General features: G+C 67.8%; 8 protein-coding genes and 5 pseudogenes. 3 read left to right on the top strand and 10 right to left on the bottom strand.

All coding sequences use genetic code 11. From position 1 onward, the window contains the following. Positions 1-363 precede the first annotated feature (363 nt). From ACWCP0_RS41170 to ACWCP0_RS41135, 8 genes and pseudogenes are all read right to left on the bottom strand, one after another. Positions 364-2,829 carry a SpoIIE family protein phosphatase gene (locus tag ACWCP0_RS41170; protein ID WP_451083835.1) on the bottom strand — a complete coding sequence of 822 codons (2,466 nt, stop codon included), beginning with the start codon at positions 2,827-2,829 and terminating at the stop codon, positions 364-366. Between the two features lie 711 nt (positions 2,830-3,540). Next, positions 3,541-4,770, bottom strand: coding sequence for a CaiB/BaiF CoA transferase family protein (locus ACWCP0_RS41165; protein WP_451083834.1), 1,230 nt, complete (start codon positions 4,768-4,770; stop codon positions 3,541-3,543). Positions 4,771-4,775: 5 nt separating this feature from the next. Continuing rightward, a complete protein-coding gene (locus tag ACWCP0_RS41160) occupies positions 4,776-5,990 on the bottom strand; it encodes an acyl-CoA dehydrogenase family protein (protein WP_451083833.1) in 1,215 nt (404 codons plus the stop codon). Between the two features lies 1 nt (position 5,991). Then, complete coding sequence (locus ACWCP0_RS41155) at positions 5,992-6,942, bottom strand: 3-hydroxyacyl-CoA dehydrogenase NAD-binding domain-containing protein (protein WP_451083832.1); 951 nt, start codon at positions 6,940-6,942, stop codon at positions 5,992-5,994. Beyond that, positions 6,939-7,685, bottom strand: a complete 747-nt coding sequence (locus ACWCP0_RS41150) for an acetoacetate decarboxylase (RefSeq protein WP_451083831.1) — start codon at positions 7,683-7,685, stop codon at positions 6,939-6,941. The genes ACWCP0_RS41155 and ACWCP0_RS41150 overlap by 4 nt, the downstream gene beginning before the upstream one ends. Position 7,686: 1 nt before the next feature. After that, complete coding sequence (locus tag ACWCP0_RS41145) at positions 7,687-8,454, bottom strand: crotonase/enoyl-CoA hydratase family protein (RefSeq protein ID WP_451083830.1); 768 nt, start codon at positions 8,452-8,454, stop codon at positions 7,687-7,689. Positions 8,455-8,466: 12 nt separating this feature from the next. After that, the gene (locus ACWCP0_RS41140; protein ID WP_451083836.1) at positions 8,467-8,721 is read right to left on the bottom strand and encodes a hypothetical protein; all 255 of its coding nucleotides are present in this window, start codon (positions 8,719-8,721) and stop codon (positions 8,467-8,469) included. A gap of 51 nt (positions 8,722-8,772) precedes the next feature. Beyond that, positions 8,773-9,006: pseudogene (locus ACWCP0_RS41135) on the bottom strand (HoxN/HupN/NixA family nickel/cobalt transporter); the annotation flags it as partial. Between the two features lie 621 nt (positions 9,007-9,627). On the opposite strand from ACWCP0_RS41135, the pseudogene ACWCP0_RS41130 reads away from it, so the two are divergent. After that, a pseudogene (locus ACWCP0_RS41130) lies at positions 9,628-9,978 on the top strand (transposase); the annotation flags it as partial. Here ACWCP0_RS41130 and ACWCP0_RS41125 read toward each other — a convergent pair. Beyond that, positions 9,932-11,675: pseudogene (locus ACWCP0_RS41125) on the bottom strand (ISAzo13 family transposase). The pseudogenes ACWCP0_RS41130 and ACWCP0_RS41125 sit on opposite strands and share 47 nt — an antisense overlap. Positions 11,676-11,731: 56 nt before the next feature. Between ACWCP0_RS41125 and ACWCP0_RS41120 the strand changes: the two are divergent. Further along, positions 11,732-12,607, top strand: a pseudogene (locus tag ACWCP0_RS41120) (IS701 family transposase); the annotation flags it as partial. A 260-nt stretch (positions 12,608-12,867) separates the two neighbouring features. Beyond that, positions 12,868-13,296, top strand: a complete 429-nt coding sequence (locus ACWCP0_RS41115) for a hypothetical protein (RefSeq protein ID WP_451083829.1) — start codon at positions 12,868-12,870, stop codon at positions 13,294-13,296. Between the two features lie 3 nt (positions 13,297-13,299). Here the strand turns inward: ACWCP0_RS41115 and ACWCP0_RS41110 are convergent. Next, positions 13,300-14,530 (bottom strand): annotated as a pseudogene (locus ACWCP0_RS41110) (IS701 family transposase). Between the last annotated feature and the right edge of the window lie 254 nt (positions 14,531-14,784).

Below are 14,784 nucleotides of genomic sequence, written 5' to 3'. Positions count from 1 at the left end.
CGGACTATCCGATCAACGTCGATCCCGTTGCCCACGTTGCGCTCGAAGCCGAAACCCCTTGCCACCAGCGCAAATCCGTTAACTACCCGGCCTTGAGCCTTGACCCTTGATCTTGGACACTCAAGATGCTGATCTTGAGGATCTGAGAACAGGAGTCACCTCATGGTGATGAAGTGCTATCCGCCGGGGGCAAGGCGGACGCGGTCGCGTTGTAACGGTCGCGGCCGGGAGCAACGATCAAGCAGGTAGACGCCGATCTGGGAGTCAACACGGAGACGCTGCGGAACTGGATACGGGCCCGCGGAGGGCGTATGGCCTGCCTTGCCAAGCAGCGGCGCGTGTGGTGAATTCGGGTGGTTGGTCTCACGGGCTGGGTGTCAGTTGCTGTTCGGCCCAGATGATTTTGCCGTCTGGTGTGTGGCGGGTTCCCCATCTGCGGGCCAGTTGCGTGACGAGGAGGATGCCGCGGCCGTTCTCGTCGGTGGTGCTGGGGTGGCGAAGGCGCGGGTAGCTGTTGCTGGTGTCAAAGACCTCGCAGGTCAGCATCTCGTGCCGGATGAGGCGCAGGTGGATCGGGCCGTTGCCGTGGCGGATGGCGTTGGTGACCAGTTCGCTGACGATCAGTTGGGTGGACTCGGCCACGTGCTCCAGTCCCCACTGATGCAGTTGACGGGTGGTCAGGGCCCGGGCGCGGCCGACGGCGGCTGGGTCGTCCGAAAGCTGCCACGAGGCGACCTGGTTCGGGCCGAGTGCGTGGGTTCGGGCGAGGAGCAGGGTGACATCGTCACTCGGTGCCTTGGTGGACAGTGTGTCCACGGCGGTCGAGCAGAGGTCTTTGAGGGGGAGGTCTGGTCGTGCGAGGGCGGCGGCCAGGCGGTTCATGCCGGTGTCGAGGTCGTGGTTGCGGGCTTCGATCAGGCCGTCGGTGTAGAGGGCGAGCACGCTGTTCTCGGCCAGGTCCAGTGTCACGGATTCGAAGGGGACCAGTCCGAGGCCGAGTGGGGCTCCGGTGGGCAGGTCGGGGAAGACGACGTGGCCGTGCGGGTCGACGATCGCGGGCGGGGGGTGGCCTGCCCGCGCCATCGTGCACTGCCGGGTGACCGGGTCGTAGACGGCGTACAGGCATGTGGCGACCATTGTCGCGGTGTTTGGGTCCTCGGGGTCGGCGTCTTCCTCGGCGAGGCGGGTGACCTGCTCGTCGAGGTGGGCGAGGAGTTCGTCGGGGGGCATGTCCATGCTGGCGAGGGTGCGTACGGCGGTGCGGAGTTGGCCCATGGTGGCGGCGGCGTTGATGCCGTGTCCGACCACGTCGCCGACGACCAGGGCGAGGCGGGCGCCGGACAGCTCGATCACGTCGAACCAGTCGCCCCCGACGCCTTGATGGCTGTCGGCGGGCTGGTAGCGCCAGGCCACAGTGGCGGCTGTTCCGCCTGTTGCGTGGTGGGGGAGCAGGTGGCGCTGCAGGGAGAGGGCCGTGGAGCGTTCACGGGCGTACTGGCGGGCGTTGTCCAAGGACAGCGCGGCCCAGCTGACGAGTTCCTCGGCCAGCAGCAGGTCCTCCTCCTCGAACGGCACGGAGTCCGCCATCCGCACGAACACCGCCACGCCCAGCACCGCACCCCGCGCGCGGATCGGAACGATCATCAAAGAGTGCATCATGTGCTCACGGACCTTCTCCGCCCGCGCCGCGTCCTGGTGGTCCAGCCACGTGCCAGGGTCCAGCAGCGGCTCGAAATGGGACTTCCCGGAGTGCAGGACGCTGGTGAAGGGCGACGCCGGCGGGACGAAGACCGGCTCTCCCCGCGTGAACAGGGACTCCGGAACCCCCTGGTGGACAGAGGCCAGCCCCGCGCGGCGGAAGGCGGGGATGTGTCCGCCCCGCGGGCCGAGGCGCGCGAGCGGTTCCTCGCCGAAGGGGATCGACTCCACCAGGTCGACGGTGGCGTAGTCCGCAAGGAGCGGCACTGCGAGGTCGGCCAGTTCCTGGCCGGTCCGCATGACATCCAGGGTGGTGCCGATCCGCTTGCTGGCCTCGCCCAGGATCGCCAGACGCTCCCGCGCTCGCCGGCTGTCGGTGACATCCACCGTCACGGCGCACACGCCCAGCGCACGGCCCTGTGCGTCGTCAAGGCGGAAGAAGGAGGCCATGAACGTGGGTTCATGGCGCGCATGTGTCGGAGCGAAGGCCCGGAACTCCACGTTGGTCGTCGGAACGCCGCTCTGAAGCACCTGGCGCATCAGCGCCTCGAGCATGTCGGCCTGCGGCCCGGGTGCTGCCTGCGTCAGCGTGTGCCCCAGCCGCTGCTCGAGAGGGATGCCGTCCTTGAGGCCCTGGGTGTCGTTGACCCAGGTGCAGCGCAGTTGGGTGTCGCGGATGACGACACCTATCGGCAGGCGGCTCGGCAGGTGCAGCGCAGCCGGGAGCGACTCCAGCCCAGATCCGTTCGCCGGGCGCGAGGGAAACGTGGCCTTGTTGGTCGCCGATACGATCCACCGCGCCCGGCCGTTTTGTCCGGAGAGCGCCTGCACCCACAGGCGCACGTCGACGCTGTGGCCGTCGCGGTGGCGGACTGTGGTGAGGCCGGACCAGCGAGAGGGGGCACTGCCCGGCTTGACGAACGCCGATGCCTCAGCCCGGTCGCCGGCAGTCGCCAGCAGGACGGCACCGGATCGGCCCACCACCTCCGCAGCCGAGTAGCCGACCAGCCGCTGGGCGGCCTGTGTCCACCCGACCACCGTCCCCTCCACATCCAGCAGGGCTATCGCCGCGCCGCTTGCCTGAAAGGCTGTCTGATCTGGGGCGATTTCCGTTTGTGCAGAACTGTCCATCGGTCCCTCCTTTTGTGCCCCCCCGCGATGAGGTTCGCGGATGCTTGGCCGTTGGCGTGCGCGCCATCCGGTGCCGGGTGGCGGGTGCCCGGCGGCAACGGACGGGCGCTTCACCGCGGGGTTCGTGATGGAGAGGCTGTGACAGGGCAGCCTTGACTCATCTGGGGTGCTGCGATGCCCGCGTTGTGATCACGATCGTGACGTCACCCGCGAGAGCGGCGGCTCCGGCGATGGTTCGGCTCGTTGGCCGCACCCTCGACGAGACGCTCCCCATCGACATCCTGGCCACCCACTACCCAGACGCCCGCGGCGAGATCATCCTCAACGTCGCCTTCACACTCCCGTACGGACTGCGGACGCCCAGGGCCGTCCAGGCAGCAGCAAGGGCCCGGAGCCGGGTGCGGTCCGGACCCTTGGGCTGCGTGCTCGTCCACGGGGGTGACGTCCGGCATGCGTTGCCGTGCTCATCACCCGGCCGCAGGAAGGTTGCGTCGCAACCGTGACGGCACCTGCTGGTAGCTAGCTCCGGCTACCGGCCGCACGAAGCCAGACAGCGAGGTGGCCGATCTGGATGCCGCGCGTGCTCGTCGCCGTGAGCGGCAGGGGCAGCGTCTGGAGCGGGCCCGGCAGCAGGCCGCGGACGTCGAGCGTGCGTCAGTACGCCGCCGCGCCGCACGTGGACCACCATGTCGGCCGCTTCGGACGCCGTGCTCACGCCGCTTCCGCTTCCGTCGTGCCGGGGACCGCTCCCTGGGCGTGCAGCACGGCGATCTCGGAGGGGCTGAAGCCCAGTTCGGCGAGGATTTCGTCGTTGTGCTCGCCCAGGTCCGGTGCCCGTTTGGCGGGGACCTTCGGGACGCCTCGGAGGTTGAGCGGGCTGCTGATGGTGTGGTCCAGCCCGGCGACTCCTTCCAGGGGCACGACGATGTCGTTCGCGCGCAGTTGCGGGTCCTTCGCGGCCTCTTCCGGTGTCTGGATGGGGCTGTAGGTGACGCGTTCTCGGTCCAGGGCGTCCTTCCAGTGGGTGAAGGGCCGCGAGCGGAACGCGGTGTCCAGCAGCACGCTCACCGCGGCGGCGTTCTTGACCAGGCCCTCGATGCCGGCGAATCGGGGATCCTCGAGCAGTTCGGGGCGCTCGATGGCCCGGGTCAGTCCCGGCCAGTTCACGGATGAGGTTGCCAGCATGAACCATTGGTCGTCCGCGGTCCGGTAGGGGTTGGTGAGTGCGTTCACCGGCGCGTTCCGGTCGTGCAGCTGGAACGGTGTGCCGTTGGCGAGTGCTCCGGCCACGAGTGTTCCGGTGGCCCAGACGCCGGTGGCGATCAGTGACGTTCCGACGTTGGCGCCTTGTCCTGTTCGTTCGCGGTGGTAGAGGGCGGTTGCGATCGCGGCGTAGATGGCGATCGCCGTGGTGTAGTCGCCGCTGCCCCAGACGGGGACTGTCGGCGGGGCTCCGGCGTCGCGGGTGGAGGCCAGCAGTCCGCTGCGTGACCAGTAGGCGGTCAGGTCGAAGCCCGGCTGGCGGGCGTCGGGGCCGGCGTCGCCGAAGCCGGTGAGGTCGGCGTAGATGACTTTCGGGTTCCAGTTCGAGACCTCGTCGTAGCCGAGGTGCAGCTTCTCGCGTGTGCCGTGCGGGAAGTTGGTGATCACCACGTCGGCCCACTGGACGAGGCGCTTGAGGACCTCGGTGGTCGCGGGGGACTTGAGGTCGATCACCATGCCGCGCTTGTTGCGGTTGGCGAGGTGCCAGCCGTAGTTGGCCTCGGCCCGGGGGCTGGGTGGCACGAGGCTCAGCCGCCGCTGGGGGTCGCCCTGTCCCGGCGGCTCGATCTTGATGACGTCGGCTCCGAAGTCGGAGAGCATGGTGGCTGCGGCCGGTGCCGCGATGTAGCTGGCCACGTCGAGGACCTTCAGGCCGGTGAAGACGGATTCGGTGGTCATTGCCCTCACCCCACGAAGGCGCTGTGGCCGGTGATGGACTTGCCGACGATGAGGGTCTGCATCTGGTGGGTGCCCTCGTAGGAGTAGAGGGCTTCGGCGTCGGCGAAGAACCGGGCGATGTCGTAGTCGAGGAGGATGCCGTTGCCGCCGAAGATCTCGCGGGACCAGGCGACGGATTCGCGCATCCGGGCCGCGACGAACTCCTTGGCCAGTGCGGACTGCTCGTCGCGGAAGATGCCCTGGTCCTGCAGGCGGGCGAGCTGCACCAGCAGGCCCCAGGAGGCGGTGATGTTGCCCAGGCTCTTGACGAGGAGGTCCTGCACCAGCTGGAACTTGGCGATCGGGCGGCCGAAGGCGATGCGCTGCTTGGCGTAGTCGAGTGCGAGTTCGTAGGCGCCGATCATGACGCCCAGGGCCTGCCAGGCGACTCCGCTGCGCGTCTGGCGCAGGACCTCGGCGACGTCCCGGAAGCCCTTCATGTTCTGCAGCCGGTTCGCTTCCGGTACGCGGACGTCGGTCAGGGTGATCTCGGCGTTCTGCACGATCCGCAGCGCGATCTTGCCCTCGATCTTCTCCGGCTTGAAGCCGGGGGTGCCCTTCTCGACGACGAAGGCCTTGACCTTGTTGTCGTCGACGTCCCGCGCGAAGACCACGACGTAGTCGGCGAAGGTGGCGTTGCCGATCCACTTCTTGGCGCCGTTGAGGGTCCAGGTGTCGCCCTCGCGCTTGGCGGTGGTGCGCATGCCGCCGGAGACGTCGGAGCCGCCGAGCGGTTCGGTCAGTGCGAAGGCGCCGATCTTGTCCATCGTGGCCATGGCGGGCAGGAACCTGTCGCGCTGTTCCTGGTCGCCGCCATAGTAGATGGAGTAGAAGCCGAGTCCGTTGTGGACGCCGAAGAAGGTGGCGCACGAGGCGTCGGTGCGGCCCAGCTCCATGGCGAGCATGCCGCTGAGCAGGTGGCTGATGGCCGGCTGGTGCTCGCCGTAGCCCTCGTAGGCCAGGGCGATCAGTCCGCTGCCGCGGAACTTCTCGATCAGTTCCTGGGGCAATTCGCCCTTCCCCCAAGCATCGTTGACCAGCGGCTTGACCTCATCACTCATCAAGGTGCGGGCCTGGAGCAGTATCTTGCGCTCGTCGTCCGGAAGCAGGGCCTCGTAGAGGTAGAAGTCGGCGGTGAGCTGGTCGTCCAGCTGCGTGAGGGGGGTGGCGTGGGTGGTCATTTCAGTTCTCCTTGTTGTGCTGGTTGGGGCGGTTGTCTTCCAGGGCGGACAGAACGGCGAGTTGCTTGCGGTCGCGGGCTTCGGCGAGGTCGGCGTACGGGGTGGAGGCGTATGCCTTCTCCACCGCTTGGATGACTCGCTCCCGGTCCTCGGGGTCCTGCGAGGGCTCACCGAGATCCATCTGCAGCATGGACTTGCCGATGTGCTCGGCGATGTGGCGGTAGCCGCCGGGGCCGCCGCCCAGGTGCCCGCCGAGGAACGGTCCGACCGTCGCCCAGCGGATGCCGAGCGAGCGGGTCACGACGGTGTCCAGGTCCTCGGGGGTCACGACGCCCTGCTGGACGAGGTAGACGGCCTGGCGGTTGAGTGCGTTCTGGAGCCGGTTGCCTACGAACCCGGGGATCTCCTGGCGTTCGACGACGGGGGCGCGGCCGACGAAGGTGTAGAAGTCGACGGCGGCCTGCACGGCTTCCTCGGTGGTGCGTTCGCCGGGTACGACCTCGACGAGCGGCAGCAGGTGGGGCGGATTGAAGGGGTGTCCGATGAGGATGCGGTCGGCGTCCTCGAGCTCCGTGGTGAACGCGGTCGCCGGGATCGCCGACGACGAGCTCAGCAGCAGTGCGTGTGCGGGGGTCTCCCGGACCAGCTGGGCGAACAGCTCCTTCTTGAACTCGACGCGCTCGGGCCCGTTTTCCTGGACGACGTCGGCGTCCCGGACGGCTTCGGTGATGTCGTTCGCGATGTGGACCCGGTCGGCGAGGCCGTCGGTGTCCAGGCCCTGGGCGGCCAGGTGCGGGCCGAACGCGGCGAGCGCCTCGGCGACCGCCTCCTTCAGGTCGGGGCGCGGGTCGCTCACGTGGACGGTCAGGCCGTGTGCCGCGAACAGTGCCGTCCAGGACAGTCCGATGGTGCCCGCGCCGATCACGGCGGCGGTGCGGAAGCGGTGTGTCATTGAGTGTCTGCCTTGAGGTAGTCGAAGACCGGCTTGACCGGGGCGAGGGTCAGGTCGGTGAGGATGTGGCTGGCGGAGACGACCTCCAGGACGGGCAGGTCGGCCAGCGGGGCGAGGACGTGCTCGAACAGCTGCAGCCGCGCGGGGCCGGTGTAGGCGGCCTTGACCACGACGTCGGTGATCTCGGTGCGGACCAGCTCCTGGGTGCGCGGGGTGCCGTCGTAGCCCGGGATGATCTTGAGCATGAAGGTCGGCACGGTGATCTGTGCTTCGGCCTCGCGCAGGTCGAGCGGGTAGTGCTTGTAGCCCATGGTCGCCGTGGCGACCCGCAGCGTGCCGTAGTCGAGGGTGCCGACCAGCACGCCCTGGTCGACGTACAGCTTCGGTGCGCCGATGACCTTCGGGTAGGCACTGGCCTCGCGTCCGGCCGCTGTCGCCGGGAAGTTGTCGAGGTACATCGCGTGCAGGTACTCGCCCCGCTCGCCGTCGAAGCTGACCTGGATCGCCTGGCCGCCCTCGGTGTAGGGGCCGAACCCGGTGACGTCGTTCATCTTCATGATCTCGAACCGGACCAGCGGCTCCTCTACCAGCAGGGGCTCGGGGACGACGGCGCGCAGCGCATCGGGGTCGGTGCGGTAGACGATGTTGAGGTACTCGCGGTCGGTGAACCACGGCACCACGGGCGCGAAGGCCGGGCGGGTCAACGGGGTGGTGGCATGGCGTCGTACGTCTTCGATCCTCATGTCATTTCCCCGTCCACCGCGGGGCGTGGTGCTCGGCGAAGGCGGTCATGCCCTCGCGTACGTCCGTCGAGGCCATCAACGTGCCCATCACCTTGCGCTGCACCGCGAACGCGTCGGCCTCCGGCACTCCGTCGGCGGCCCGTACCACCGTCTTCACCGCGGCCAGCGCGAGCGGTGCGTTCGCCGCGAGCTGCTCGGCGCGCAGGAGGGACTCGTTCACGGCTTGACCGGTGGGGACGACCTGGTTGGCCAGGCCCAGCTCGCCGGCCCGTTGGCCGCTCACCGGCTCGCCGGTCAGCAGGAACTCCATCGCCAAGTGGTAGGGGATGCGCTTGGGCAGCCGGATCACGCCGCCGCCGGCGGCGATCAGGCCCCGCTTGACCTCCGGCAGACCGAAGTGCGCATCCTCCGCGGCCACGATCAGGTCACAGGCCAGGGCCAGTTCGAAACCGCCGCCCACGGCGAAGCCCTCCACGGCGGCGATCAGCGGCTTCGTCAGTTCGGCCTCGGTCACGCCGCCGAATCCGCGGCCCGGGATGGTGGGTGACTCACCCTTCAGGGCGGCCTTGAGGTCCATGCCGGCGCTGAAGGTGCCGTCGGCGCCGGTCAGCACGCCGGCCCGGAGCCCGGGGTCGGCCTCCAGTTCGTCCAGGGCCTTCGCCAGGAGGGCGGCGACCGCGGCGTTCACCGCGTTGCGTGCCTGTGGGCGATCGATCGTGATCAGCAGGGTGGTGCCCACCTGGTGGGTGCGCACGTCAGTGGTGCTCATGGCTTGCTTCTCTCAGCGGAGGTACAGGAAATCGGGGTTCAGTGGTCGGACGGCTCGGCGAGGACATCCAGGCGAGGCCGTCCTTCGTGCTGCGCGCCGGTGCCCCCTCGACATCGGCGGTGCCAAGCCCGTGGGACCCTCCGCCGCCTGGAACTTGTGCCCCGCCAGATGCTCGAGCAGGTTGAACGCCAGCAGCGTGTCGGTCATCGGGACCTCGATGTGCTGGCCCTGCCCGGTGCTGCAGCGGTGCAGCAGGGCGGCGAGCACGTAGACGATGGTCAGTGAGGAGACCTTGTTCGCGATGACGGCCGGCAGGCAGACCGGCGTGCCCAGCGCGCGTAGGCCCAGGGGGAGGAGGAGGGCGAGCGCGAGGACGATGCTGGAGTGCCCCAAGGCGAACCAGAAGCCCACCGACAGTGGCCGTTGGCCCTCATGCATCAGCTTGCGCGTGGTGTTGTCGATGGCCGCGATGTGTTCGGCGTCGAAGACGTGCCTCATGCCCAGGCTTTACGCCGTCACGCCGATCCCGATGCCGAACGTCTGGGTGCCGACCCCCGGGGTGGAAGCCCCGGGGGATGTCCTCGCCGGCGAGTGAGTGGCAAACGTGCAGGACGAAGACTGTCCCGCGCTCGCCGCGGAAGACGGCCGGTGATCTCCAACCGATATGCTTGGCGGGCGATGGGGGAGTCCAGGTGGTGGGACATGTTCGCATTCGCATTCTTGCGTGACTGATCCGGATGGCATGCGAAGGCGGCGATTTCTGAAATCCGGGTTCCGCCTTCGCCAGGGTTCTTCGTCCCTGTGTGAGCTCCGGCCCTGCTTGCATTCCATCCTCGCGAAAGCGCGCGCCTGACTCTGTCGGGCGGCCTCCAAACACCACTGGCCGAAATCCCGAGCCTGCCCATGGTGTCCCCTCAAGTGACGATGTGGGGTTAACCCCACGGGCGTACCCGCAGACCAGCTCGGCCGCACCACCGCCAGTCACCCGTTCGCTTAGTACTCCAGTAGCACTTTGACGTTTTCCCTGTTCAGGGGCGGTTTGGGCGAGTGTAGTGGGCTGTGTTCCGGCTCGTGTTCTCTTTCCCGGACCGCCCCTCGATCGTGTGCAGCCGCCGCTGATAGTGGCAGCGGTCCGGGCAGCCTCCTGACGTGATCGACGAGCGTGCAGTTGAGATCTGGAACGACGAACTCGAGGAACTGTTCCTGCGCACCGGCCATCGCTTCAGGCGCGTCGAGCCGCGTCGCAGGATGCGCGACTACATCCGTGGGCTGCTGGGCCCGGTGGGCCGGAAGAACGGCTGGCAGCTGGCCGAATATGCCGGGCACAGCACACCCGACCGCCTTCAGCGGCTTCTCAACGGCGCCCGCTGGGACGCCGACGAGATCCGCGACGACCTCCAGCACTACGTAGCCGAACGGCTCGGCGAGCCCGACGGAATCCTCATCCTCGACGACACTGGCTTTCTCAAGAAGGGCATCACCTCGGCCGGCGTGCAACGCCAATACTCCGGCACGGCACCGCGGGGGCTTGTGTCTGAATAACTGTCAGAGTTGATCTGTGCAGGTGTCGTCGCGTGACGGTAGGCGGGCTTGTAGTTGGGCGAGGGTGCGGGCCGGGGTTCCGGGCAGTGGAGTGACTGCGACGCGGTGCAGGTCCAGGAGGCGGTGGCCGTCTTGGAACTGGTTGGACAGGTTGGTGCGGCTGACATTCAGGAGCTGGGCCAGAAGTGTGCTGGTGGCGGCTCTGCGGCGGCGTAACAGGGCGGTCAGTAGGCGGTGGTAGTGGTCGAGGCTGCTGGTCTGCGGGTGGAGGTAGCTGCGTGGGCGGTGGAAGCGTCGTTGGAATGCCGCCTCGGCCAGGGCGTCCCAGTACGGTTCCGAGATGGCGACCAGGTGGTCGAAGGCGGAGCGTGACATGCCGGTCAGGGCCGGGTCGGTGAGCATCGCGGTCAGGGCGGGATCGATTTGTTGTCGGCTCGGTGCAGGCTCGGGGTGCCGGGGTGCGACCGGTGCCAGGGTGTAGTTCCAGTCGCCGTGGAAGGCGTGGGGTGTGATTGGCAGGGCATGGAACTCGGCGGGTGGGACTGTGGTGCCCAGGTCATATCGGCCGGTGTCGAGTTCGGCTCCGATTCTGAGCCCGGTGCGGGTGGTCGTGGCGGCGATGGTGTCGATGACGATCTGGTAGCTGGTCAGGGGCCTGCCGCGCCAGTTCGCGGTGATGTGGCAGAACATCCGGTGTTCGATCTTGTTCCATTTCGATGTTCCGGGTGGAAAGTGGCAGACGGTGATCTCGAGTCCGCTTTCCAGGGCGAAGGCGGCGAGGTGTTTCTTCCATGTCCAGCGGCGGGGGTCGTTGGAACCGCCGCAGTCGGCGGTGATCAGCAGCCGGCCGGCGTCCGGGTGGTCGCCGCGTCCGCGGTGCTGCCACCAGCGGCGGATGGATTCCACCGCGAACTCGCCCGTGTCGTGGTCGGTCCCGACGTTGACCCAGCCGGTGTTGCGGGCGATGTCGTAGATCCCGTAGGGGATGACCACGGGCTGGTCGCTAGTGGTGAACGTGTGGCAGTCCACACGGACGGGGTTCTTGCCCGGCCGCCAGGTGCGGCCGGGTCGGTCGCGGTTGCCGAGCCACTCCTTGGCCTTGGTGTCCACGCTGATCACCGGCTGGTGGTCTTCGAGGAAGGCCGCGGCAGTGGCGTTGATGTGCGTGAACTGAGCATCCCGGTCCGGATGACTGGCGCCTTCCGTGGTCTTGGCGGTGCCCTGCAGGCTGTATCCCAGGGCGTGCAGCACGCGCCCAACGGTCGCCGCGCTGACCGGGTGGCCCTGAGTGGTCAGCGCCGAGGCCAGGGACCGCAGCGAGAGCGTGGTCCAGCGCAACACGGCGAGACAGGATCGCCCCGGGTGTGCGGCTCGATCAGAGCTTCAAGCGCGGGCAGCAGACCGGGGTCGGTGATCGTCACCGGCTTACGGCCGGCTCCTGAGGCCCGGATCCGCCCGGCTGGCAAAGGGTGCCCGGACAGCTCGGCGATCCCGCGTGCGATGGTGGCCGCACTGGCGCCAGAAGCGGCCGCCACCAGCGTGATCCCGCCGTGGCCAAGCGCGGCGGCCTCGCTGGCCAGGTAGATCCGACGGCGCCGCTCATCGAGATGGGGAAGGAACTGATCGAACTTCGCCCTCAAAGCCACAACTGAAGCCCGAGCGGCCGTACGCGCAGTCACACCTCATTGTCCCGCCAACACCCTTGCACCAAGCAGTAATTGAAATACAGGCCCCCGGCCGCACTGAAAACTGCCAGATCGGCGTGTTCGCCGCCTACGCCACCACGCAAGGACGTGCCCTGGTGGACCGAGAGCTGTATCTGCCCAAGTCCTGGACCGACGACCGCGACCGCTGCCGCGCCGCGCACATCCCGGACGAGCGGACCTTCGCCACCAAACCCGACCTGGCCAAAGCCATGGTCCTGCGGGCGATCGCCTCGCCGCTGCCGATTGCCTGGGTGACCGCGGACTCGGCCTACGGCCAGGAATGGCGGCTGCGCCGCATGCTGGAGGAGACCGGCCTGGGGTATGTGCTCGCGGTCCCCAAGTCCCAGCAGGTGCCGCACTTCGGGCGCATCGACCACCTCTTCTCCCAAGCTCCCGACGAAGCATGGGAGAGACGTTCGTGCGGTGACGGCGCCAAGGGCCCGCGTGTCTACCACTGGGCCGCCCTGCAGATCACATCCATCGAGGACTTCGACGGGGAACTGCCCACCCACCAGCGGTGGGCACTGGCACGCCGCAGCATCAGCAAGCCTCAGGAGATCGCCTACTACCTCGCCTACGCACCGCTCGGCACCACGGTCGAGCACCTGGTCCGCGTCGCCGGAACGCGTTGGGCCATCGAGGAAGCCTTCCAGGCTGCCAAGAACGAGTGCGGCCTCGACCAGTACGAAGTCCGCCGCTACACCGGCTGGATGCGGCACGTCACCCTGGCCATGCTGGCGCACGCCTTCCTGGCAGTCATGACCGCCGACGCCGCAGCAAAAGGGGCAGCAGAAACGGTTCCTGCCTCACGCCCCTCACCGTGGCAGAAGTTCGGCGGCTCCTGGCAACTGGCCACCCACCCGCCACACGCGCACATCAGTCCCTCACCAAGGCACGCGCACTGAGATGGTCACACTGGCGCAGGCGACGCCAAGCCGTCGCCCGCCGCTGCCACTATCAGCGGCGGCTGCACACGATCGAGGGGCGGTCCGGGAAAGAGAACACGAGCCGGAACACAGCCCACTACACTCGCCCAAACCGCCCCTGAACAGGGAAAACGTCAAAGTGCTGCTGGAGTATTAGTACTCCAGCTGTAGATCGTGATCTCCATCGTGGTTTGGGTGGCGTCGGCTTGATCAGTCACCTGTCAGCTACGGTGCAGGCCATGGACGCCCGCGTGTACGTGCCCTGGTTCTCAGTCGGGGAAGCTGACGAGGACGCATTCGAGACGCTGGATGGCGCATGGCGCAGGTTCGTGTCCGTACTACGCGAGCGAGCCGTCACCTGGCCGTGCGACCCTGACGACACCCTCATCCTCCGCCCCGAGGAAACAGGATTCGCGCATCTGCTGGCCCTGCTCTATGCGGTGACGCCGGGAACCAATGTCATTTCCCATGTCTTCGGTGCGTTCTTCGACGGGCAGGGCGTGCTCGGCACCGAACTCCACGACCAGATGTACATTCCCCTCCAGGGGTCTGTGGTGGGGACAGTCCACGTGGCCGGTTCACCCGGTCGATGCGCGGAACTGACTGCAGACTGGTTCGAACGCATCCTGAGGGGCCAGGCCGGCAACCCGGCCGCCCCAACGTCATGATCTTCATTTCCGAGTTGCGGCTTGTCGCCGGTAATGACTGGTGCGTGATCGTTCCTGATGGCGGCGTCGCCAGTCGGACCAGCCGAGTCGGTGGGCGATGTCGTGGAGAGGCTGGATGGCGACCGTGGTGAAGAGGCGATGAATCTCGTTGCAGGACAGTGGGATCAGCCCGTCCGGGGTGGGGTTGCGGGTGTGTTCGTCGGCACGGACCACCGCGAGGAAGGCGTGGGCGAGCATCGCCAGGGTGACCCAGCGGATCCAGGAGCAGTAGCGGCGGACCTGGTGCTCATCTAGCCCCGCCAGCCCCTTTTCGGCCTGGAGGGTCTCTTCCACACGCCATCTGGAGCCTGCAACCTTGACCAGGACGGTCAGGGGCGCCGGTTCGGTGGAATAACAACGGTAGTAGGCGAGTTCGCCGGTTGCGGCGGATCAGACGCTGGCGCCTGCCCGGCGTCGGCTCGGCGAGATCGATGACGGCCCAGTCGTAGAACCGCTGCCCCTTCGCACCGCGTCCGGCCGAGAGCTTCTGCCAGGCTTGCTTCGGCACCTTCTCGACCAGGGCATCGGCACGGCACCTGCCCGCACCGGTGGTCATTTCGGCTGAGCAGGCCACCGCGAGTACGTAGCTGATGCCGCGTTCTTCCAGAGCCGTGCGCAGTTTCGGGTTGCCGCCGTAGACCTCGTCACCAGTTACCCAACCCACGTGGTGCCCTGCGTCCAGGAACCGTTCGATCATCGTGCGGGCCAGCTCGGGCTTGGTCGCGAATGCGGTGTCCTCGCCGAGTCCGGCTGCCCGGCAGCGGTCCGGGTCACACGTCCAGGAGCGCGGGACATACAGCTCCCGGTCCACGGCCGCGTGCCCCCGCTCGCCCGCGTAGACGAGGTAGACAGCGACCTGGGCGTTTTCGATCCTGCCCGCGGTGCCGGTGTACTGGCGCTGGACGGCGACGGTGTGCGTGCCCTTCTTCACGTCGCCGGTCTCGTCGACGACCAGCACCGCGGCATCGTCGTGGAGGTGCTCGACGATGTATTCCCGCACGTCATCACGGACGGCGTCGGCGTCCCAGACCGCCCGGGACAATAGGTGCTGCATGCCGTGCGGGCTAGTCTCCCCGACCCACTCCGAGATGGTCCAGCAGTTCTTGCGCGGCAGGTCTGACAGCAACCCCAGTACCAACCGCCCGGCCCGCAGGCGGGGTTCGACCCGGGTGAACCGGCCCGCGATCCGGTCCATGGCCGCCTCGAACGCCTCCCGCCAACGGATGGGATCTATGCTGTGACCTGCGGCCACCGTCTCGTCGTTAGTCCACACAACTCACGATGATCAACGGTGGCCGCACCCGTCTGCCCACCGGCCCCGACAGCAAGATCACGATCTACAGCTGAGTATTAGCCTCGCCGTTTCGGTTGGGGTGCGGCTGAGGGTTGGGTAGAAACGCAAAAGTGCCTCCCTGAGCTGGGACGATGGACCTTGTCTAGGGGTTCGGT

The organism is Streptomyces sp. NPDC001970 (assembly GCF_053594115.1).
This window is presented reverse-complemented; position numbering and strand designations above follow the sequence as displayed.